Source organism: Dermacoccus nishinomiyaensis (assembly GCF_900447535.1).
Classification (GTDB): Bacteria; Actinomycetota; Actinomycetes; order Actinomycetales; family Dermatophilaceae; genus Dermacoccus; species Dermacoccus nishinomiyaensis.
The window spans coordinates 2,342,585-2,364,538 of record NZ_UFXX01000001.1; the positions used below are offsets into that span (position 1 = coordinate 2,342,585).

Annotated in this window: 20 protein-coding genes; 14 read left to right on the forward strand and 6 right to left on the reverse strand. The window is 69.2% G+C overall.

Features of this window, described 5'->3' with window-relative positions; genetic code table 11:
- Positions 1–146: 146 nt before the first annotated feature.
- Positions 147–1,031 carry a 1,4-dihydroxy-2-naphthoate polyprenyltransferase gene (locus DYE07_RS10930; protein WP_115296975.1) on the reverse strand — a complete coding sequence of 295 codons (885 nt, stop codon included), beginning with the start codon at positions 1,029–1,031 and terminating at the stop codon, positions 147–149.
- Between the two features lie 44 nt (positions 1,032–1,075).
- Entirely contained in the window at positions 1,076–2,410 is a 1,335-nt protein-coding gene (locus DYE07_RS10935; protein WP_074045749.1) for an AMP-binding protein, read from the reverse strand.
- Positions 2,411–2,508: 98 nt separating this feature from the next.
- Here DYE07_RS10935 and DYE07_RS10940 point away from each other — a divergent pair, with 98 nt between their 5' ends.
- The 6 genes from DYE07_RS10940 to DYE07_RS10965 all read left to right on the forward strand — a co-directional run bounded on the left by DYE07_RS10940 (position 2,509) and on the right by DYE07_RS10965 (position 7,319).
- Positions 2,509–3,252 carry an SDR family NAD(P)-dependent oxidoreductase gene (locus DYE07_RS10940; protein ID WP_115296976.1) on the forward strand — a complete coding sequence of 248 codons (744 nt, stop codon included), beginning with the start codon at positions 2,509–2,511 and terminating at the stop codon, positions 3,250–3,252.
- A gap of 301 nt (positions 3,253–3,553) precedes the next feature.
- A complete protein-coding gene (locus tag DYE07_RS10945) occupies positions 3,554–4,465 on the forward strand; it encodes an EamA family transporter (RefSeq protein ID WP_237723774.1) in 912 nt (303 codons plus the stop codon).
- Positions 4,466–4,677: 212 nt separating this feature from the next.
- Positions 4,678–5,649 (forward strand): 1,4-dihydroxy-2-naphthoyl-CoA synthase, encoded by a 972-nt coding sequence (locus DYE07_RS10950; RefSeq protein WP_006943640.1) that lies wholly within the window; start codon positions 4,678–4,680, stop codon positions 5,647–5,649.
- A gap of 279 nt (positions 5,650–5,928) precedes the next feature.
- A complete protein-coding gene (locus DYE07_RS10955) occupies positions 5,929–6,552 on the forward strand; it encodes a TetR/AcrR family transcriptional regulator (protein ID WP_006943684.1) in 624 nt (207 codons plus the stop codon).
- A gap of 78 nt (positions 6,553–6,630) precedes the next feature.
- Positions 6,631–7,002: a DMT family transporter gene (locus tag DYE07_RS10960; RefSeq protein WP_006943680.1), complete on the forward strand. Its 372-nt coding sequence runs from the start codon at positions 6,631–6,633 to the stop codon at positions 7,000–7,002.
- Positions 6,999–7,319 (forward strand): DMT family transporter, encoded by a 321-nt coding sequence (locus DYE07_RS10965; RefSeq protein WP_006943678.1) that lies wholly within the window; start codon positions 6,999–7,001, stop codon positions 7,317–7,319. The genes DYE07_RS10960 and DYE07_RS10965 overlap by 4 nt, the downstream gene beginning before the upstream one ends.
- Positions 7,320–7,415: 96 nt before the next feature.
- Here the strand turns inward: DYE07_RS10965 and DYE07_RS10970 are convergent, their stop codons facing one another.
- Positions 7,416–8,237 carry an SDR family NAD(P)-dependent oxidoreductase gene (locus DYE07_RS10970; RefSeq protein ID WP_006943695.1) on the reverse strand — a complete coding sequence of 274 codons (822 nt, stop codon included), beginning with the start codon at positions 8,235–8,237 and terminating at the stop codon, positions 7,416–7,418.
- A gap of 254 nt (positions 8,238–8,491) precedes the next feature.
- Here DYE07_RS10970 and DYE07_RS10975 point away from each other — a divergent pair, with 254 nt between their 5' ends.
- On the forward strand, positions 8,492–9,520 hold the full coding sequence (locus DYE07_RS10975) for an o-succinylbenzoate synthase (RefSeq protein ID WP_006943687.1): 1,029 nt from the start codon (positions 8,492–8,494) through the stop codon (positions 9,518–9,520).
- 267 nt (positions 9,521–9,787) lie between these two features.
- Here the strand turns inward: DYE07_RS10975 and DYE07_RS10980 are convergent, their stop codons facing one another.
- Positions 9,788–10,555, reverse strand: a complete 768-nt coding sequence (locus DYE07_RS10980; RefSeq protein WP_115296978.1) for an inositol monophosphatase family protein — start codon at positions 10,553–10,555, stop codon at positions 9,788–9,790.
- A 137-nt stretch (positions 10,556–10,692) separates the two neighbouring features.
- A complete protein-coding gene (locus DYE07_RS10985; RefSeq protein ID WP_038571631.1) occupies positions 10,693–11,373 on the reverse strand; it encodes a DedA family protein in 681 nt (226 codons plus the stop codon).
- Between the two features lie 112 nt (positions 11,374–11,485).
- Between DYE07_RS10985 and DYE07_RS10990 the strand changes: the two genes are divergently transcribed.
- Complete coding sequence (locus tag DYE07_RS10990) at positions 11,486–12,286, forward strand: TrmH family RNA methyltransferase (RefSeq protein WP_243754930.1); 801 nt, start codon at positions 11,486–11,488, stop codon at positions 12,284–12,286.
- Between the two features lie 142 nt (positions 12,287–12,428).
- On the forward strand, positions 12,429–13,469 hold the full coding sequence (gene fbaA, locus DYE07_RS10995; protein ID WP_062257354.1) for a class II fructose-bisphosphate aldolase: 1,041 nt from the start codon (positions 12,429–12,431) through the stop codon (positions 13,467–13,469).
- 68 nt (positions 13,470–13,537) lie between these two features.
- On the opposite strand, the gene DYE07_RS11000 is transcribed toward fbaA, so the two are convergent.
- Entirely contained in the window at positions 13,538–16,030 is a 2,493-nt protein-coding gene (locus DYE07_RS11000) for a phosphoketolase family protein (RefSeq protein ID WP_115296979.1), read from the reverse strand.
- Between the two features lie 153 nt (positions 16,031–16,183).
- On the opposite strand from DYE07_RS11000, the gene DYE07_RS11005 reads away from it, so the two are divergent.
- The 5 genes from DYE07_RS11005 (at position 16,184) to lysS (ending at position 21,906) form a co-directional block, all read left to right on the forward strand.
- Positions 16,184–16,585: a DUF3151 domain-containing protein gene (locus tag DYE07_RS11005; RefSeq protein WP_006943618.1), complete on the forward strand. Its 402-nt coding sequence runs from the start codon at positions 16,184–16,186 to the stop codon at positions 16,583–16,585.
- Positions 16,586–16,879: 294 nt separating this feature from the next.
- Entirely contained in the window at positions 16,880–17,842 is a 963-nt protein-coding gene (locus DYE07_RS11010) for a helix-turn-helix domain-containing protein (protein WP_074045691.1), read from the forward strand.
- Between the two features lie 212 nt (positions 17,843–18,054).
- Complete coding sequence (locus DYE07_RS11015) at positions 18,055–19,344, forward strand: adenylosuccinate synthase (RefSeq protein WP_074040239.1); 1,290 nt, start codon at positions 18,055–18,057, stop codon at positions 19,342–19,344.
- 120 nt (positions 19,345–19,464) lie between these two features.
- Complete coding sequence (locus DYE07_RS11020; RefSeq protein WP_115296980.1) at positions 19,465–19,974, forward strand: DUF402 domain-containing protein; 510 nt, start codon at positions 19,465–19,467, stop codon at positions 19,972–19,974.
- Positions 19,975–20,091: 117 nt separating this feature from the next.
- Positions 20,092–21,906 (forward strand): lysine--tRNA ligase, encoded by a 1,815-nt coding sequence (lysS, locus tag DYE07_RS11025; protein WP_115296981.1) that lies wholly within the window; start codon positions 20,092–20,094, stop codon positions 21,904–21,906.
- The last annotated feature ends 48 nt before the right edge of the window (positions 21,907–21,954 follow it).

A 21,954-nucleotide genomic window follows, 5' to 3' on the forward strand; every position in this document is an offset into this window, starting at 1 on the left:
GTCGCAGACGAATGATGACGAAGGCCGGCCGTCCCCGAGGGGCGGCCGGCCTTCGCGTGTGTTTGAAGTCTTTGTCGTCGTTGCTGCTGTCGTCGTCGGATTGGCAGCGGATGACGGCGTGGTGGGCGCTGCAGCCGTCAGGGCCGTCAGTGCATGAGGTGCGCGGCGTAGAGGCCGCCGCCGAGGAGCAGGCCGTAGAGCAGCTGGTAACGGCCGGTGCCGGCGAGGGCCGGCACGAGGTCGCGGCCCGTGGCGCCGCGCATGACGCGCAGCACCGGCGGGATCGCGGCGATGAGGGCGACGAAGCCCGCCGCAGCGGCGACGTGGAACAGCGTGCACACCGCGACGGCGGCGACGGACACGGCGATGAGCAGGACGTAGAACGTGCGGGTGGCCTTGTCGCCGAGCCGCACGGCGAGGGTGTGCTTGCCGGCTTCGACGTCCGTCGGGATGTCGCGCAGGTTGTTCGTCACGAGGATCGCGCAGGCGATCGCGCCCACGCCGATGCTGCTCGCCCACGCGGACGGCGACAGCGTGTGGGCCTGCGTGTACGCCGTGCCGAGTACCGCGACGAGGCCGAAGAAGACGAAGACGAAGACCTCACCGAGCCCCATGTAGCCGTACGGGCGCTTGCCGCCGGTGTAGAACCAGGCCGCGAGGATGGCGGCGACGCCGACGAGCAGCAGCCACGGCGTGTTCGACAGCGTGACGAGCGCGAGGCCGACGAACGCGGCGACGAAGAAGCATCCGAACGCGGCGAGCTTGACGTTGCCCGGGTTCGCAAGGCCTTGACCGACCAGGCGCACCGGGCCGACGCGGTCCTCGTCGGTGCCGCGGATGCCGTCGGAGTAGTCGTTGGCGTAGTTGACGCCGATCTGGAGGAACAGCGCGACGATGAGCGCGAGCAGCGCATAGCCGGGGTTGGCCTTCTCCATCGCGTAGGCCGCGCCCGTTCCGACGAGGACGGGGGCGATGGCGGCGGGCAGCGTGCGGGGGCGCGCGCCCTCGACCCATTGGTTCAGGGTGGCCATGTGCGGGATGTTCTCCAGGTCGTGTGGGCCGGTGCTCCGGCGATCTAGCGGGGGTCTCGTAGATTGTGCCACTCGGGCGAGCGGGCGATGAGCGCGCGATCGGGCTTGCCGACGCCCGTCAGCGGGATCGTCTCGAGCACGCGGGCCATGGCCGGGACGGCGTACGGCGGCAACGCCTTTCGGCACTCACCCATGAGACGCGCGAGCGCGTCGGCGGTTGCCTCGCTACGTTCGGTCGTGACGACAGCCACAGCGACGCACTGCCCCCAGCGCTCGTGCGGGAGGGCGACGACGACGGCGTCACGGATGCCGTCGACACCGCGGACGACCTCCTCGACGACGCGCGGACTCACCTTGTACCCGCCGGTGTTGATGACGTCGTCGATGCGCCCTTCGATGTGCAACGCGCCGTCGAAGCGTCCGAGGTCGTCGGTGAGGAACAGCGTCGCCTCGCCGGGTGTCGCCTCGCTGCGTCGGCGCTCTGACAGCCCCGTGGGGGCAGATTCGCGGGACGCGTCGCCGTCGGGAGCGGAGTCGACGGGCGATGAGTCGATCGTGGGCCTGGCGAGAGTGCGTGCGGCGACGAACGTCGCGGCCGATCGTTCGGCGTCGCCGAGGTAGCCACTCGCCAGCGTCGGGCCGGACAGGGCGATGCGACCGAGGCCTTCGTCGTCAGCGTCGAGGACGTGGACGCCGACGCCCGCGAGGGGGACGCCGTCGTAGACGCAGCCGCCGGCCGTCTCGCTCGAGCCGTACGTCGTCACGATGGAGAGCCCGGCGTCGCTGGCGCGCGACTGCAGGTCGGGGGGCGTCGCGGCGCCCCCGACGAGGATGCTGCGGTAGCGCCGAGCCGCCTCGAGAGCGCGCACGCCGACGGGGTCGTCGCGCTCGGCGGCGTCGAGGACGTCACGCAGCTGCGTCGGGACGAGGCTCGTGTGGATGGGGGAGAAGGGCGGCGCGTTGCGGGCGACGAGCGTCGTGGCCCTGGTGAACTGCTCGAGCGACCAGGCGTCCATGACGATCGGTGTCGTGCCCGCGATGAGTGAGCGCACGATGACCTGCGTGCCCGCGATGTGATGCGGCGGCAGCGGAAGCAACCACGTACCCGCGCCGATGCGCTCGTGGGTCGCGGTGGCGCTCGCGATGAGCGCGTCCTTCGTCAGCATCGCGCGCTTCGGGGTGCCGGTGGATCCGCTCGTCGAGACGACGAGCGCGAGGCGTTGGGGCGCGTCGGTGGGGTGACGCGGGACGTCGGGGGCCGGAGTGCCCGCCTCGTAGGGCGCGAGGGCCGGGCCGGTTCCGGCGAGCGCGGCATCGAGGGCCTCGTAGTAGGGCGTGATGTCGGCGCGGTCGACGGCGAACGGCACGAGCTCAGGCATGACGTTCACTGTACGACGCGCCCGGCAGAGCCAGGTGAGGTGCCTCGCGCCGGCGGACGTCAGGTGCGGGGTGCGGCCAGGACGGGCAGGATGGGGTCATGACTGAGCGCAAGGTGGCAGTGGTGACGGGTGCGAGCAGCGGGATCGGGCGGGCATCGGCTCGCGCTCTCGCGGCGAGGGGGTACGACGTGGTGTGCGCGGCGCGCCGACTCGACCGGGTGGAGGAACTCGCCCGGGAGATCGACGGGCGCGCCGTCCAGTGCAACGTGACGAACGTCGACGACGTGAAGAACCTCGCCGCTCAGGCCGGCTCGCGCGTCGACGTGCTCGTCGCGAACGCCGGTGGCGCGTTCGGTGCCGAGCCCGTCGCGACCGCGAACCTCGACGACTGGCGCCGCATGTACGACGTCAACGTCATCGGAACCGCGGCGACGATCCAGGCGTTCCTGCCGGCGCTCGAGGCGGCACACGGCGTCATCATCACGATCGGGTCGACGGCCGGCATCGTCAGCTACGAGGGCGGCGCCGGGTACTGCGGTTCGAAGCACGCCGTGCGCGCTCTCATGGGGGCGTTGCGCCTGGAGCTGTTCGACAAGCCGGTGCGCGTCTGCGAGATCGACCCCGGCATGGTGAAGAGTGACGAGTTCGCCCTCGTCCGCTTCGGCGGTGACGCCGACAAGGCCGCGGCCGTGTACCAGGGCGTCGAGGCGCCGCTGACGCAGGACGACATCGCCGACGCCGTCGCCTACATCGCCGAACTGCCGGAGCACGTCAACATCGACCAGATGGTCGTGCGTCCGCGCGCCCAGGCCGCGCAGCACAAGGTGCACCGCACCTCCTGACGCTCTCGCCCGCCGGTCCCCAGATGGGGCACGGTGGGTCGAGCGCGGCGCGTGAGGACGAGCGGTCGGGGCTGGGGATGAGCGATCGGGGCTGGGTGACGACGCTGCCAGGGCCCCGTCTGCATGCCACCGGTTCACGGGCTGAGCCCGTCTGGCGACGCGTTGCGGCGCGGCCGTATCGTGGCGCCCGTCAGCAGTGGTGACCGCGGCGCGGTCACTGTCGTGAGAACCCGGGTTTGCGGCGGCCCACAGATGTTCAGGAGCTTCGGTGGCCCCGTCACGGTTTTCCTCGTCCAGCGTCATGTCCTCCTCGACGGCCCCGGCCGTTCTCATGGTCATCGGCTCGTGCACATCCCTGCAGTTCGGGGCGAGCCTCGCGACGCAGCTGTTCGGCCCGCTCGGAGCGGCGGGCGTGACGACGCTGCGGCTCGGTCTCGCCGCCGTCATGCTGGCGCTGGTGACGCGCCCGAGGGTGCGCACCTGGACGCGTTCGCAGTGGACGGCTGTCGCCGCGTTCGGCCTCGCTCTCGCAGGTATGAACGGGATGTTCTACGAGGCGATCGCGCGCATTCCTCTCGGCCCGGCGGTCGCCATCGAGTTCCTCGGCCCGCTCGGACTGGCCGCGATCCTGTCGCGCAAGCTCAAGGACTTCGCCTGGATCGTGCTGGCGCTCGTCGGGGTCATGATCCTCGGTTTTGATGACGCAGGTGGTTCGCTCGACCTCGTCGGCGTCGCGTTCGTCCTCGGCGCGGGGTTCTTCTGGGCGCTGTACATCCTCGCGAGTGAACGCGTCGGGGGAGCGGTCGACGGCGCGGGTGGCCTCGCGATGGCGCTCGTCGTCGGCACCGTCGCACTCGTCCCGTTCGGAGCGCAGGGCGCCTGGACGGGGCTGACGGACGTCCATTACCTCGCGCTCGCCATCAGCACCGCGTTCCTCGCCTCCGTCGTCCCGTATGCGCTCGAGCTGTCGGCGCTGCGGCGGCTGCCGAAGGCCGTGTTCGGGGTGCTGCTCGCCCTCGAACCCGTCATCGCGGCGCTCGCGGGTTGGCTGCTGCTCGATCAGGGCTTCGGTGCGACGCGCACGCTTGCAGTGCTCCTCGTCGTCGTCGCCGGCGCGGGGTCGGCCATCACGGCGTCACGGCGTGACGCGACGGTCGGCGTCGCCGCCGAACATGCTCCTGACGAGCTCGCCGCGTCCATCCACGGAGGGTGACGACGCCCGCGACGGTCGGTGCCGGCGGGCATGCTCCTGCCGAGTTCGCCGCCGTCCATGACGACCGGCACTCTGCCACGGCCAGTGGCGAATGTGGACGAAATTCACGGAGGGGGACGAAAATCGCAGGGGTGCACGGGGCTGCGGGGCCGCCACCGTCGCCCTTCGAGTGGCGCGATGGGGTCGTCACCGCCGCGTCCTAGACTGACGGCATGAGTGAGACCACCCCTGACGAAGCCGTCCGGCAGCCAGAGAACCCCTTCGACCCGAGCGCGTGGACCGCCGTCGAGGGGTTCGAGGATCTCACCGACATCACGTACCACCGCAGTCGCGAACTCGGTTGTGTGCGTGTGGCGTTCGATCGTCCCGAGGTGCTCAACGCCTTTCGTCCGCACACCGTCGACGAGTTGTATCGCGTGCTCGATCACGCGCGCCGCACGCCGGACGTCGGCGTCGTCCTGCTCACCGGCAACGGCCCCGGGCCCGAGGGCACCGGCAGCGCCGGCAAGTGGGCGTTCTGCTCGGGCGGCGACCAGCGCATCCGTGGCCGCTCCGGCTACCAGTACGCGGCCGATCCAACGGGTGACGACTCCGCGAGCGGCGTCGACGAACTGCGTGTCAAGGCCGAAGGTGGGCGTCTGCACATCCTCGAGGTGCAACGGCTCATCCGTACGATGCCGAAGATCGTCATCTGCCTCGTGCCCGGCTGGGCCGCCGGTGGCGGGCACAGCCTGCACGTCGTGTGCGACATGACGATGGCCTCCCGCGAGCACGCGCGGTTCAAGCAGACCGACGCCGACGTCGGCTCGTTCGATGCAGGCTACGGCTCGGCGTACCTCGCGAAGATGGTCGGGCAGAAGTTCGCGCGGGAGATCTTCTTCCTCGGCCGCACCTACACCGCCGACGACATGCACCGGATGGGTGCGGTCAACTTCGTCTGCCCGCACGCCGAGCTCGAGAGCGAGGCCCTGCAGGTGGCGCGGGAGATCATGGCGAAGTCGCCGCAGGCACAGCGCATGCTGAAGTTCGCGTTCAACCTCACCGACGACGGCCTCATGGGCCAGCAGGTGTTCGCCGGTGAGGCCACGCGCCTCGCGTACATGACGGACGAGGCCGTCGAGGGCCGCGATCAGTTCCTCGAGAAGCGCGACCCCGACTGGTCGGGTTTCCCCTGGTACTTCTGAGAACCCCCAGGGCCGCCCGCGCCGTCTCCTGCTGAGGCCGGGGGCCGCCCTCTGCGCGCAAATGCACCCAGGTGCATTTGCGGGCAAGGTGAGGGCGCGGTCTTCGCGCATGGCGGGCCGGGCGTTCCACACGTGATCTGCGATGAGCGCGCACCCGCGGGGGTGCGCGCTCATCGCTTTGGTCCATCGTCCCCCGAGGCAGAGGCAGAGGCAGAGGCCGGCGCCCAGCCCCCGTTCGCGGCATTCGAACTTTACCAACCGAAAGGTAAAGTAAAGGCCATGAGGCAGAGTTCACGTGAGGTCATCCTCGACGCGGCGCTCGCGCTGATGCGGCGTCAGGAGCCGGTGTCGCTCGACACGGTCGCGCACGCGGCCGGGCTGACGAAGCCGGGGCTGATGTACCACTTCAAGACCAAGGAAGCGCTCATGCTCGCGGTCGTCGATCGGGTGGCTGACGACCAGAAGCGCCAACTGGAGAAGCTCCTGGCGGACGTCGACCCCGTGTCGCCGTGGCCGCGGCTGACGGCGTACGTCCGATGGATGCTCGCGGGCGAGGTCGACGAAGCAGACCTCGCGATGATGGCAGATCCGCGCCTGCGCGAGGTCCTCACGCGCCGCTGGGAAGAGCACTTCGAGCCCTGGGTGGCGCTGCCCGAAGGTCTCGACCCGCAGACGCGGGCACGCCTCGAGGGCGCCCGCTTCATGGCCGACGGCGTGTGGTTCGCCGACGCCAGCGGCGCCCTGCCCCTCGACGACGACGGCCGCTCGGGCGTGCAGGCACTCGCCGAACAGCTCCTCGCCCCTCAGACGCAGGGCGAGCGACACGCAGCGTCTTCGCACCAGGGGCATGCTGACGACGTCCTGCATGGGCGCCACATCGGAGATCGGCGCCGTCGACGATGACGCCCCTCACCACACGTCGCCACACGAACCCGACACGAAGCCCGGCAAGAAGATCAAGAACGTGAAGGAGGAGGAGGCGTGAAGAACTACCTGATGCTCGGATGCGCGGTCGTGTGCGAGGTCATCGGCTCGTCAGCGCTGAAGCGCGCGGAGCAGGACGCCGCGTGGTTTCTGCTCACGCTCATCGCCGACCTCGTCGCCTTCGTCCTGTTGGCGTTGCTGTTGCGCCGGGGCATGGCACTCAGCGTCGTCTACGGCATCTGGGGCGCGCTCGGCGTGGCGCTCACGGCATTCGTCGGGACGGTGGTGTTCGGCGAGCCCTTCACGCTGATGATGGGTTGCGGCGTCGCACTCGTCATCGGGGGCGTGATCATGGTCGAGGTCGGCTCCGACTCCCAAGCACCGGCCGAGGACGGTTCGAGCGCGACGATGAACGAGGTGCGCGCGTGAGCTACATCTTCCTCGTCAGTGCGGTCATCAGCGAGGTGATCGGCACGGCCTTCATGCGCGTCGCAGCGCAGGGGCGGGCCCGGTACTACGCCGTGGTCGGGGTCGCTTACACCCTGGCGCTGTACCTGCTCGTGCGCACTCTGAGTGAAGGCATGGGCATCGGTGTCGCGTACGGCATCTGGGCCGCCGCAGGCGTCGCGCTGACGGCACTCGTCAGCCGGTTCGTGTTCAAGGAGCCCATCACTCGCATGATGTGGTGCGGCATGGCCCTCATCGCCGTCGGCGTCGTGCTCATCGAGGGTGGCGCACACGCCTGAGGCCCTCGACGTCGCCGCTCTGGAACCGGCCTTGCCGACGACGAACGCACCGGACGATCCGTGATCGTCCGGTGCGTTCGTCTTGTCTGCGCTGCGTCAGCCCTGCGTCCAGCTCCGCGTGGCCTCGAACACCTTCGAGCCGTCGAGGTCCGCGAGCGACATCCCCGCGAACGTCGTCGCCGCGTCGCTCGTCTGCCAGCGGAAGCGGTACTCGTCCGACAGGGCCGCCCCGGCGATGGCCTCGCCCGCGCTCTCGGCGCTCTGGGCGTTGGCGAAGGCACCTTCGGTGCGCTTCATGTACGCGGCGAGCAGGTCGGCGTACGGCCCCGCGTCGTCGCGCTGGACGTTCTCGACGAAGTTCGTCGCCACGGCGGCCGGTTCGATGACGCTGACCTTGATGCCGAACGCCGCGGCGACCGTCGACAGCGACTGCATGAAACCCTCGACGGCGAACTTGGCGCCGCAGTAGGCGTCGGCGAACGGCTGGCCGACGGCGCCGCCGACCGACGTCACCGTCAGGATCATGCCGGACGTGGCCTTGCGCATGTGCGGCAGTGCGGCTTGCGTCAGCGCGACGGCCGAGAAGTAGTTCGTCTCCATCTGCTCCTTGATCGTCAGCATGTCGAGCGTCTCCGCGGTAGCGACGCACCCGCGCCCCGCGTTGTTGACGAGCACGTCGAGTCGCCCGTACTGCTCGACGACCGCATTGACGAGCTTCTCGCCCGCGCCATGATCGGTGACGTCGAGTTCACGGACGTCGAGCGTGACGCCCGCCTTGGCCGCCGCCTCGTTGAGCTCGCCCGCCTTGTCGAACGAACGAACCGTCGCGACGACCGTGGCGCCCGCCTTGGCGAGAGCGATGGCGGCGTGCAGCCCCATGCCGCTGGAGGTTCCGGTGATGAGCGCGATCTTCGTCATGACGCCATTGTGTGCCCGCCTCCTGAACACGAGCGAATCGGTCGAGTAGGAGCGGCAGGATGCGCCGATTCGACCCTGCCGCTCGTATTCGCGGGGGCGCTGCGCGCGAGTCTGGGAAGCGCCGCCCGCGCATGGCCGTCAGATGGCATGAAGGCAGTTCATGTCCCGGGCTGGACGCGCGGGCCTGCACGTGGCGTAAGGGCGGTTCGTGTCCCGGGGCCTGCATCGCGGAAGCTGCTGCGACGATAGGGGGCATGAACGCGCGGCCTCTTGAACTGCCCCTCTCGTCGCTCGATGAGCTGCTCGATGGGTTCGAGGTCGTCTCGATTCCGCTCAACACGCGCTTTCGTGGTGTGGAGCATCGCGAGTGTGCCTATCTTCAGGGGCCTTGTGGTGCAGGAGAATTCGCGCCGTTCCTCGAGTACGGGCCGGCCGAGGCGTCGCGCTGGCTCGCGGCTGCGATCGAGGCGGCGTACCTCGGGTGGCCCGAGCCGGTGCGCGCGACGGTGCCCGTCAACGCGACCGTCCCGGCCGTTCCCGCCGGCGCCGTCGCCGGGGTGCTCGCCCGGTTCGACGGGTGCCGCACCGCGAAGGTCAAGGTGGCCGAGAGGGGCCAGAACCTCGACGACGACGTCGCCCGCGTCGCCGCCGTCCGTGACGGCCTCGGCGCCGACGCGAAGGTGCGTCTCGACGCGAACGGCGGATGGGATGTCGACCAGGCCGTCGCCGCGATCACACGACTGGCTGCGTTCGACCTCGAATACGTCGAGCAGCCCGTCATGCCCGTCGAAGATCTGGCGCGCGTTCGGAAGACGCTCGCGCGCAACGGAATCGACGTTCTCATCGCCGCCGACGAGTCGATCCGCAAGGCCGACGACCCGATGCGCGTCGTCGAGCTCGAGGCCGCTGATCTAGCGATCGTCAAGGTCGCGCCGCTCGGGGGAGTGCGCGCGGCGCTGCGCATCGCAGACGAGACAGGCCTCCCGATGGTCGTCAGTTCGGCGCTCGATTCGAGCCCCGGGATGGCGGCAGGCGTGGCGCTCGCGGCTGCTCTGACCGAGCTCGATCACGCGTGCGGCCTCGGCACGATCAACCTGCTCGACGGCGACGTCATCGCCGACCCCCTCGTCCCTCGTGACGGGACGATCGACGTAGCTCGCGCCGCCGCCGCGCGCCACCTCGACCCGACGTGCGTCGAGCGTCACCGCGCGAGCCCCGAGCGCCGGCAGTGGTGGCGCGAGCGACTGATCGCGAGCTACCAGCACCTGAAGCGCGACGCCTGACCGACGCTCACCACCTGACCGACGCAGACTGCCTGACCAACGCTCGGCGCGGGTTCGTCATGCCCCGGTCAGAGCTGCGAGCCGACATGGCGGGGTTTCGGCCCTCAGGGGCGCCGCTGGGAGCTGTAATTCCGCATGGTGGGGTTGCAGCTCCCAACCGACAGCCGGCCGGCTCACACGGCCACGCCCCCACGCAGCCAGCGCCACCCACTCAATCGGCGCCACTCACTCAATCGGCGCCACTCACGCAGACAGCGCAGCGCGTCATCAGACGAACAGCCGCAACCGCTCGTGCAGCGCGGCGTCGGCCGTCACGAGCAGCGGCTTGGGTGTCAGTTCGTAGCGCGGGTCGTACGGCGAGCCGTCGGCGTAGGCGGAGACGCCGCCCGCCTCGCGGATGAAGAGCGCGCCGGGCGCGTGGTCCCACGGCTTCGTCGTGACGTACAGGATGTAATCCGCGCCGCCCGAGGCGATCTGGGGGTAGTCGACCGCGCAGCACACCCACGACAGCCCGAGCGGCGGCAGCCCGTCGAGTGATTCGCCGACGCGCGTCTGACGTGACGTCACGCCCTTCGGGGCATCACCGACGACGTGCGGCTCGATGCGCACCCCGTCGAGGAAGGCGCCATTGCCCTTCTCCGCGACGTACGCGTGCCCGAGCTGCGGCTGCCACATCCAGCTGCGGACGATGTCGCCGCCGCGCATCTCGGCGACCATGACGCCGTGGTTCGGTGAGCCGTGGACGAAGTTCTTCGTGCCGTCGACGGGGTCGACCGTGAACCAGTGGTCGGCGGATTCGATGCGGTCGAGGATGCTCGGGTCGGCTGCGACGGCTTCTTCGCCGACGATCAGCGCGTCAGGGTAGGCCTTCTGCAGTTCGGCGGTGATGAACACCTCCGCCTCGCGGTCGGCGACGGTGACGAGGTCGCCCGGGTTCTTCTCGGTCACCTCGTGCGAGGCGAGCGCCTCGAAACGGGGGTTGATGTAGGTCTCGGCGGCTTGCTGGAGCAGGGTCAGAACAGCCTGGGTATCCACGCCCTCATCCTAGGGAGTGACGCGACGTCCGACGAACCGCACGCACGAACGGCGCCGCGGCCTGGGCCGGGCGCCGTTCGTCAGCGTTTCTCGATGCGGCAGCGTTGCTCGCTTCGTCAGCGTGGTCGCGACGAGTTTCAGTTGTCAGGGTTGTGATCGACGATGTCGCCGGCTTCCTTGACGAGCGCCTTGGCGCGCTTGCGGTGCTTGACCCACTCGAAGATCATCGGCAGCACGCTGACGAGGACGACGACCATGATGGCGGCGTCGATGTTCTTGCCGAGGCTCGGGAAGGCACGGCCGAGGAAGAACCCGGCGAACGTCACGACGAGCACCCACAGCACGGCACCGATGGCCGACCAGGTGAAGAAGCGTTTGCGGTCCATGTGGCTCGCGCCCGCGACGACGGTGATGAACGTGCGGACGATGGGCACGAAGCGTCCGATGACGAGGGCCTTGCTGCCGTGCTTGTCGAAGAACGCGTTCGTCTGGTCGAAGTACTTCTTCTTCAGCACCCTGCCGTCGCGTTCGTACAGGGGGGTGCCGACGATCCGCCCGATCTCGTAGCCGACGACGTTGCCCGCGAACGCGGCGACGCACAGAGCCGGCAGCGAGACGTAGAGGGGGATGTCGAAGCCGCTCGTGGCAGACGTCGCGGTGAACATGCCGATCGCGAACAGCAGCGAGTCGCCGGGCAGGATCGGGAACAGGAGCCCGCATTCGATGAAGACGATCGCGAGCGAGATCCAGAAGAACGCGCCGCCGAAGTGGGCGAGCAGGTAGTTCGGATCCATGAACTGAGGGCCGAGGGCATGCATCACGAGGCCGAGCCTACCGGCGGGCGATAAGAAACCGCTGAGACGCGCGGGTGAGGTACGGCGCGTCACCCGGACGATGGTGAACTCGTCGCGCCCGCCTACGCTGACGGCCATGGCAGACGTGGACGGGGCGAAACAGATCGACGACGGCGACGCACAACACCGCCGTGCTGATGCTGGGGGCACGGACGAGGTCGGCGTCGGACCGTGGCAGGGCGCCTGGCCGAGCACACCCGACGGCTCGCTCGACCCGCGCTACGACCCCGAGCTGCTCGAGCACGGCGACCGCCGCAACGTCGAGGATCGTTTCCGCTACTGGCGGCACGACGCCATCGTCGAAGAGCTCGACACGGCGCGTCATGCGTTTCACGTCGCCGTCGAGAACTGGGAGCACGACTTCAACATCGGCTCCGTCATCCGCACGGCGAACGCGTTCAACGCCAAGGCTTTTCACATCGTCGGACGGCGGCGCTGGAACCGTCGCGGCGCGATGGTGACCGACCGCTACCAGCACGAGTTCCACCACCCCACGGTCGACGACCTGCTCGCCTGGGCCGCCACGGCCGGGCCCGTCGACGCCGCCGGCCACCCCACGCGCCTGCCCGTCATCGCCATCGACAACGTGGCGGGCAGCGTCCCGCTCGAGGCGTTCGACCTGCCCGAGCACTGCGTCCTGCTCTTCGGCCAGGAGGGCCCGGGTGTGAGCGCCGACGCGCTCGAACGCGCCGACGCCGTCCTCGACATCGCCCAGTTCGGTTCGACGCGCTCGATCAACGCGGGCGCCGCGGCCGCCGTCACGATGCACGCGTGGATCCGACGGCACGTGTTCGGCCAGCGTGTCGACGGCGACGCCCATGGGAGCGCAATCGGAAGCAACCACGCGGACGCCGGCGACGCCCACCCCCGCGCCTGACGCGGCCGGAACTCGGGCGAAGCAAACTCCCGCCGCCCGCCCCGTTGCGCGACGCCCCGTGCGAGGATGGAGGCAGCGGGCCAGCCGCTCACGAAGTGCGCCCGAAACGCGTCATTGTTGTGCCAACACGAGAGGTGATGACATGCCCATCGCAACCCCCGAGATCTACCGCGAGATGCTCGATCGCGCGAAGAAGGAGGGCTTCGCGTACCCGGCCATCAACGTGTCGTCGTCGCAGACGCTGAACGCCGCCATCCGTGGCTTCGCCGAGGCCGGTTCGGACGGCATCATCCAGGTCTCCACCGGTGGCGCCGAGTACTTCTCGGGCCCGACGCAGAAGAACATGGTCGCGGGCGCGCTCGCCATGGCCGCGTTCGCTCGTGAGGTCGCCAAGCAGTACGACGTCAACATCGCCCTGCACACCGACCACTGCCCGAAGGACAAGCTCGACGGTTTCGTCCGTCCGTTGCTCGAGGCGTCGATCGAGAACGTCAAGAACGGTGGCGAGCCGTTCTTCCAGTCGCACATGTGGGACGGTTCGGCCGTGCCGCTCGAAGAGAACCTCGAGATCGCCCAGGAGCTTCTCGCCAAGTGCAAAGAGGCGAACATCATCCTCGAGATCGAGGTCGGTGTCGTCGGCGGTGAAGAGGACGGCGTCGCCAACGAGATCAACGAGCAGTTGTACTCGACGCCGGAGGACGCCATCGCGACCGCCCAGGCGCTCGGCGCGGGCACTGACGTGTACTACATGACGGCCCTGACGTTCGGCAACGTGCACGGCGTCTACAAGCCGGGCAACGTCAAGCTGCGCCCGTCCGTCCTCAAGGACGCGCAGGACGCTGTCAAGGCGAAGTTCTCCGAGGCGGAGGACAAGCCGTTCCACCTCGTCTTCCACGGCGGTTCGGGCAGCTCGCCCGAGGAGATCGCCGAGGCCGTCTCGTACGGCGTCGTCAAGATGAACGTCGACACCGACACGCAGTACGCATTCACGCGTCCCGTCGCCGGTTGGATGCTCGGCAACTACGAGGGCGTCCTCAAGATCGACGGTGAGGTCGGCAACAAGAAGCTGTACGACCCGCGTGCCTGGGGCAAGGCCGCCGAGGAGGGCATGGCGAAGCGTGTCGTCCAGGCCTGCAACGAGCTCGGTTCGGCCGGCAAGAGCAAGGCCGCCAAGAAGGCCTGATCGCCTGACCCGCCGCTGAGGAACGGCCCGCCCCGAATGATCGGGGTGGGCCGTTCGCGTGTCAGGTATCAGACGTTGTCGCCGCCCGTGTCCTGCTGCGGGCCACCGGTTTCGGTGCCGGTGTCGCCGGCGTCGGACCACACCCACGACGCGACGGCGGGGAGGTCCTCACCGTTCTCGTAGGCGTAGGCGCGTGCCTCGAGGCGCAGATCCTGCATCTCCTGACGCAGCCCCGCGCAGCGTGCACCGAGGCCGGGTACACGGTCGAGGACGTCGATGACGAGGTGGAAGCGGTCGAGGTCGTTGCGCATCACCATGTCGAACGGCGTCGTCGTCGTGCCCTCCTCGATGAACCCGCGCACGTGCAGGTTGCTGTGGCCGCTCCGGCCGTAGGTGAGGCGGTGGATGAGCCACGGGTAGCCGTGGTAGGCGAACACGATGGGCTTGTCGGGTGTGAAGATCGTGTCGAACTCGCGGTCGCTCAGGCCGTGCGGGTGCTCCTTCTCGGCCTGCAGGCGCATGAGGTCGACGACGTTGACGACGCGCACCTTCAGCCCCGGCACGCGTTCGCGCAGGATCTTCGCCGCGGCGAGCACCTCGATCGTCGGGATGTCGCCCGCGCAGGCGAGCACGACGTCGGGCTCCTCGCCGGCGACCTCGGTGCCGGCCCATTCCCAGATGCCCAGGCCGCGCGCGCAGTGCCGGACGGCCTCGTCCATCGTGAGCCAGACGGGGTTGGGCTGCTTGCCTGCGACGACGACGTTGACGTATTGCTCGGTGCGCAGGACGTGGTCGAACGTCGACAGCAGCGTGTTCGCGTCGGCCGGCAGGTAGACGCGGATGACGTCGCTCTTCTTGTTGACGACGTGGTCGATGAAACCGGGGTCCTGGTGGCTGAATCCGTTGTGATCCTGACGCCACACGTGCGAGCTCAGCAGGTAGTTGAGCGACGAGATGGGTCGACGCCAGCCGATCTCGTTCGTCACCTTGAGCCACTTGGCGTGCTGGTTGAACATCGAGTCGACGATGTGGATGAACGCCTCGTAGCTCGACATGAGCCCGTGGCGGCCGGTGAGCAGGTATCCCTCGAGCCAGCCCTGGCACTGGTGTTCCGACAGCATCTCCATGACCTGCCCGACGCGGCCCATCGGGTCTTCGGCGTCGTTGGGCTCGTACGCGCCCATCCACTGCTTGTTCGTCGTCTCGTAGACGGCCTGCAGCCGGTTCGACGCGGTCTCGTCCGGACCGAAGATGCGGAAGTTCTCAGGGTTCGCGGCTGCGACGGCGCGCAACCACTCGCCGAGCACCCGCGTCGACTCGGCGACCGAGGTGCCGCGCTCGTCGTCGCGGCCCGCGTCGACGGCGAAGTCGCGGAAGTCGGGCAGTTCGAGGGCGATGCGCAGTTCGCCACCGTTGGCGTAGGGCGTCGCGCCCATGCGCAGCTCGCCGTCGGGGGCGAGGGCCATGATGTCGTCGGCTGGGCGGCCGGCCTCGTCGAACAGCTCGTCGGGGCGGTAGCTGCGCAGCCACGCGTCGAGGTCGTGGAGGTGTTCGTCGGTGTCGCGGGCGTTGGCGAGCGGCACCTGGTGGCTGCGCCAGTGACCCTCGGCGACCTTGCCGTCGATCGTCTTCGGGCCCGTCCAACCCTTCGGCGTGCGGAAGACGATCATCGGCCAGTGCGGACGCTCGGCGTTCTCGGCACCCGCTTCGGCGGCCTCGGCCTTGATGCGGGCGATGTGGTCGAACACCTCGTCGAGCAGCGTCGCGAAACGGCGGTGGATCGAGATCGGATCCTCGTCGTCGAAGCCCGCCTCGAACACGTACGGCGTGTGGCCATAGCCGCGCATGAGGGCATCGAGCTCCTCGTCGCTGATGCGGGCGAGCACCGTCGGATTCGCGATCTTGTAGCCGTTGAGGTGCAGCACGGGCAGGACGACGCCGTCGGTGACAGGGTTGACGAACTTGTTCGAGTGCCACGACGTCGCGAGCGGCCCCGTCTCCGCCTCGCCGTCACCGATGACGGTGAACGCGAGCAGTTCGGGGTTGTCGAAGACGGCCCCGTAGGCGTGGCTGAGGGCGTAACCCAGCTCTCCGCCCTCGTGGATCGAGCCGGGCGTCTCGGGTGCCGCGTGCGACGGGATGCCGCCGGGGAAGCTGAACTGCTTCACGAGCCGGCGCAGGCCCGCCTCGTCGAGCCCGACGTTCGGGTAGATCTGCGAGTACGTGCCCTCGAGGTAGGTGTTGGCGACCATGCCGGGGCCGCCGTGGCCGGGGCCGGTGACGTAGATCGTCGGCTGAGAGCGCTCGGCGATGACGCGGTTGAGGTGGGCGTAGAGGAAGTTGAGCCCGGGCGTGGTACCCCAGTGCCCGAGCAGGCGATGCTTGACGTTGTCGCGCGTCAGCGGCTCGCGCAGCAGGGGGTTGTCGAGCAGGTAGATCTGCCCGACCGACAGGTAGTTGGCGGCGCGCCACCAGCGGTGGATCGTCTCGAGAGTCGCGTCGGTGAGCTCGGTTCCGGGGGAGGGCTGCCAGAGGGTCGCGGTGCTGACGTGGAAGGTCATGCCTCCATTCTCGTCGTGCGGCACGAGCGATGAAAGGGGCTGGGACGTTGGTCCTGACGCTCGGTGGAGTCGGTCGGCGGCGTGAGGGGTGTGACGTGGGTGTTGCCGGCCCGCCGCGGCGGGGTTGTCGGGTGTCGATGCTTGAATGGCGGCATGGACAACCTTCTTGCCATTCCGGAGACCAAGCTCGACGTCGACCCCGCAGCCGAGAAGCTCGACCTCGGCGTCCACGCCCGCGACGTGGCCCGCATGTACCCGGCGAGTTCGCTCGTGTGGGCGACGCTCGCCGAGGACGCGCTGGGTGACGGCGAGGCTGTCGAGGCGTACGCCTACGCGCGCACCGGCTACCACCGCGGCCTCGATTCCCTGCGCCGCGCCGGGTGGAAGGGCCAGGGGCCCGTTCCGTGGGAGCACGAGCCGAACCGCGGTTTCCTGCGAGCACTCGCCGCGCTGAGCAAGGCCGCCGGCGAGATCGGTGAGGTCGACGAGCAGCGACGCTGCGCCGACTTCCTGCGCGACTCCTCGGCCACCGCGGCGCGTGAGTTGGGCGTCTGAGACGCGCTCGAGCGCCGCGTCCGAAAATGATGTCGGCGTGAGGGAACCGATCTCCTGATCGCGGCGTCTCAGATGTGACGATGCCCGGTCAGGGAGCGCTCGCACTCGGTGCGTCGAATCGTCGTACCTCTCGGGGCGCGGCTGTCGGCGCCCGGTATCTCTGGGGGGATGAGCGAACGGGAGTCGGGCGTCGTCCGCCGCCTGCAACAGGGCGGGCGCGACGGGGGTGTGGCCGGGAGGGGCCACACCCCCGTCGCATGTCATCTGGCGGCCACGGCGCGCTAGCCTGACGGCGTGAATCCTCTCGCCGTCCTCGGCATCGACGACCTCGCCGAACAGCTCTACCGCCAGGTGCTGCGTGACCAGGCGCGACCGTTCGGTGTGTACGCCTCGCGGCTCAACACGCCCGTCGGTGACGTCGAGGCAGCGGCTGAACAGTTGCGCGCGCTGCGTCTCGTGCGCATCACCGAGGACGGTCGTCCCTCCGCCGATCATCCGCGCGCCGGGCTCGAACGCGTCCTGTCGGCCGAGGAGGCGCGTCTCGCCGAGCGACGCCGCGACCTCGCCCGCCTGCGCGACGCCATCGATGGTTTCGCAGGCGACCACCGTGCGGGCCAGGAGCAGGCCGACCCCGCCGAGGCGGGTCGCGAGTACGTCGAGATCGACGGGCTCGGTGACGTCATGGAGCACCTGGCGGCATCGACCTCGGGCCCGATCCGGTTCACGCACACCGACGCGCTCGCCGTCAGCGCCGGGGAGCAGCCGGTGCTCGCGCGCCTCGTCGCCGACGGGCGCCTGCTGCGTGGCCTGCACGAGTTCGACGCCGCGAGCACGCGCAGCCTCGACGTCGTCGAGTGGGCGAACCTGGGCGAGGAGCAGCGCCTCGCGACGCACATCCCGAACGAGTTCGTCTGCTATGGAACGGATGCCGTCATCGCCAACACCGATTGGGGCGGCGAGGGTGGGCGGTACGTCGTGCTGCGTGACGCCGTCGTCGTGCGTGCGTTCGTCGAATTGTTCGACCGGATGTGGGCGGCCGCCTCCGGCGTCGACGACGGCGCGGAACCGACGTCGGAGCGTCTCGTCGAACTCATGCAGGCCGGGTTGAAGGACGAGGCGATCGCGCGGGCGCTCGGTGTCAGCCTGCGGACGGTGCGACGCCGCGTCGCGGCGCTCATGGAGGAGTGCGGTGTCGAGACGCGCTTCCAGCTCGCGGTGAAGCTCACCGAACGTGGCCTCACCGGCTTCGAGGGCTGACCAGGCACTCGATGAGGGGCGTCCGGTGGTGCTCGGCGGGCGGCGCGTCGGCTCGCCTGCTGACGACGACCGCGACGGATGCGTGCCAGCGGGTAACCTTGGGCGGTAAGAGTTGACGCCCGGTTCGTCGCTCGAGGCCACCGCGCGCCGGGGGTCGAGCGTGGCGGGGGAGCGGCGTCAGCCCACCAGCTACGCAAAGGCAGTTGATACCGATGCCGGCAATCGTTCTCGTCGGCGCCCAGTGGGGCGACGAAGGCAAGGGCAAGGCCACCGACCTTCTCGGAAGCCGAATCGACTACGTCGTGAAGTTCAACGGCGGCAACAACGCCGGGCACACGGTCGTGATCGACGGTGAGAAGTACGCGCTGCACCTGCTGCCGTCGGGCATCCTGACCCCGGGTGTCACGCCCGTCATCGCGAACGGTGTCGTCGTGGACCTCGGCGTGCTGTTCGAGGAGATCGATGCCCTCGAGGCGCGTGGTCTCGACACGAGCAAGCTCGTCATCTCCTCGAACGCGCACCTCATCCCGCGCTACAACAAGGTGATCGACCAGGTCTCCGAGCGCTTCCTCGGCAATCGCAAGATCGGCACGACCGGGCGCGGCATCGGCCCGACGTACGCCGACAAGATGAACCGCATCGGCATCCGCGTGCAGGACCTCTTCGACGAGTCGATCCTGCGGCAGAAGGTCGAGGCGGCGCTCGAGACGAAGAACCAGCTGCTCGTGAAGACGTACAACCGTCGCGCGATCGAGGTCGACGAGGTCGTCGAGGATCTGCTGCAGTACGTCGAGCGGCTGCGCCCGATGGTGAAGGACACGTCGCTGCTGCTGAGCAAGGCGCTCGACGCCGACGAGGTCGTGCTGTGCGAGGCCGGCCAGGCGACGCTGCTCGACGTCGACCACGGCACCTACCCGTACGTGACGAGTTCGAACGCGATCTCGGCGGGCGCCTGCACCGGTGCGGGCATCCCGCCGACGCGCATCGACCGCGTCATCGCCATCCTCAAGGCGTTCACGACGCGTGTCGGTGAGGGCCCGTTCCCGACGGAGTTGCACGACGAGGTCGGCGACCGCCTGCGCGAGATCGGCGGCGAGTTCGGCACCACGACGGGGCGCCCTCGCCGCATCGGTTGGCTCGACACCGTCATCGGGCGTTATGCGACGCGCGTCAACGGCGTCACCGACTTCGTCGTCACCAAGCTCGACAACCTCGACACCTTCGACGAGATCCCCGTCTGCGTCGCGTACGACATCGACGGCGAGCGCGTCGAGGAGATGCCGGAGAACCAGACCGACTTCCACCACGCGAAGCCGATCTACGAGATGCTGCCGGGTTGGAACGCCGACATCACCGGTTGCCGCACGTTCGAGGACCTGCCCGAGAACGCGCAGCGCTACATCGAGTTCGTCGAGAAGCAGATCGGCGCGCGTGTCTCCGTCATCGGCGTCGGCCCGGGTCGTGACGAAGTCATCGTGCGTCACGATCTCCTGAACGACTGACGCTCTCATCCCTCGCCGCAGGGGTCGACTCGCTGACGAGTCGGCCCCTGCGGCCCCTGCGGCCCCTGCGGCGCGTTCGTGTGCGTCCTGGCGTCGGCGGGCCGCCGGTAGGCTGAGTGTGTGGCGAGGGAAGCGATCCGACTGCAGTTCGGCAAGTACAACGGTGACGAGCACTGGGGGTTCGACGCCGTCGTGCTGGGTCGTGATGCGCAGGGGCTGTGGCTCGGGGTGACGGGTGGCACTCGTGTGGCACGACCCGGGCTCGAGTTCGCAGCGCACGGCGACTTCGTCGTCCTCGTTCCCGACGACGCCTGGTGGGTGGCCACCTTCAACACCGCTCCGGGCGGCAAGGACCATGACATCGACGTCTACGTCGACATCACGACGCCGACGACCGTCAACCAGGGTGAGGCGTTCACGCTCGACCTCGACCTCGACGTCGTCAAGCGCACGAACGGCGACCTCGACCTCGACGACGAGGACGAGTTCGAGCGGCACGCCCGCGAGATGAGCTACCCGCCGCGGCTCGTGACGGCGGCGCGTGACGCTGCCGACACTGTCATGGCGATGGTGCGTGACGGCGCCGCACCGTTCGACGGTTCGCACGAGACGTGGCTCGCGAAGCTCTGACGAGGCGCCGTCTGTTTCGGTTCACGGCCAGCTCGTCCGCCATCCTGCCGATGTCAGCGCGAAGAGCCCCCTGCGGGCGCGTCAGAACCACCCTGACCGGGCGCCTAAAATGAACCCATGACGACTGTGTTGCCTCCTGACGCCGACTGGGTTTCGCGACTTGCCGACGAGACGATCGCCGAAGCCGAGAAGCGTGGCACGAAGGTCGTCGTCGCCTCCGGCATCAGCCCCTCGGGCCCGGTGCACCTGGGCAACCTGCGCGAGGTCATGACGCCGCACCTCGTCGCCGACGAGATCCGTCGCCGCGGCATCGAGTGCGAGCACATCATCAGCTGGGACGACTTCGACCGCTACCGCAAGGTGCCGAACGTCGAGGGCGTCGACGCTTCGTACGAGCAGTACATCGGCATGCCGCTGACGCGCGTGCCCGCGCCGAAGGGCAGCTCGGCGAGCAGCTGGGCCGAGCACTTCCGCGCCCAGTTCGAGGAGGGCCTCGCGGCGCTCGGCGTCGTCTACCGAGGCATCAGCCAGAGCGAACAGTACGGCGCGGGCGCCTACACGGATCAGATCCTCTTCGCGATGAGCAAGCGCGACGAGCTCGACGCCATCCTCGCGCGCTACCGCACCCTGCCGAAGCCTGACGGCGACGCCGCCGGCAGCGGCAAGCCCGTCAAGGGCGGCAAGAAGGCGCCCGTGTTGTCCGAGGAGGAGCAGGCGGCAGCCGCCGAGGCGGAGGCCGGTTCCGGGGCGGCAGCCGAGGACGACGGCGGCAGCGCGTCCGGTTACTACCCGTACAAGCCGTACTGCTCGGCGTGCGGCACCGACTTCACCACCGTCACCGCCTATGACGACGCCACGCACGACCTCACGTACACGTGCCGCTGCGGGCACACCGAGACCGTCGACCTGCGTGAGCACCGCAACGGCAAGCTCGTGTGGAAGATCGACTGGCCGATGCGCTGGTCGGTCGAGAAGGTCGTCTTCGAGCCGTCGGGCGTCGATCACCAGAGCCCCGGTTCGAGCTTCGTCGTCGGCAAGGACGTCGCTCCGATCTTCGGGTGGGAGCGCCCGCTCGGCCCGATGTATGCGTTCGTCGGCATCAAGGGCATGGCGAAGATGAGCTCGAGCAAGGGTGGCGTGCCGACCCCGAAGGACGCGCTCGGCATCATGGAACCGGCCCTGCTGCGCTGGCTTTACGCGCGCAAGAAGCCTAACCAGAGCTTCACCGTCGCGTTCGACTCCGACGTGCAGCGCATGTACGACGAGTGGGACGCGCTCGTCGTGAAGGTCGCCGCCCACAAGGGCCAGCCCGGTGACGTCGCCGCCTACGTGCGCGCGTCGACGACGGCTGAGAAGGTGCTGCCCGCGACCGAGTACCCGGTCGCCTACCGCACCCTTGCGAGCATCATCGACATCACGACGGGTGACGAGACGCAGACGCTGCGCATCGTCGGCACGCTCGACCCGGCGAACCCCCCGTCGAGCCTCGACGCGCTGCGCCCGCGCCTGACGAACGTCGAGAACTGGGTCGCGCGCTACATGCCCGACGACGAACGCACGGTCGTGCGGGAGACGAAGAACACCGACGCCCTCGCGGCCGCCAGCGATGAGCAGAAGGCCGCCCTACGCATCCTGCTCGACGGCCTCGACGTGCCGGGCGAGCAGGGGCTGCCGCGCATCGAGGACGCGTGGTCGCTCGACGGGCTGACGACGCAGGTCTACGGCGTGCCGAAGGTGCAGATCGGCAAGGGTGCCGACTTCCGACCCGACCGCAAGGCCGACCCCGAGACGGCCGCCGCCCTCGGCGCGAGCCAGCGCGAGTTCTTCAAGCTGCTCTACATGCTGCTCATCGACAAGGAGACCGGCCCGCGTCTTCCGACGCTGCTGCTCGCCGTCGGCCCGCAGCGTCTGCGCGAACTCGTCACCCCCTGACGGTCGGCTCCGTACCCATCGGCGATTTTCGTCCACATTCGTCGTGCC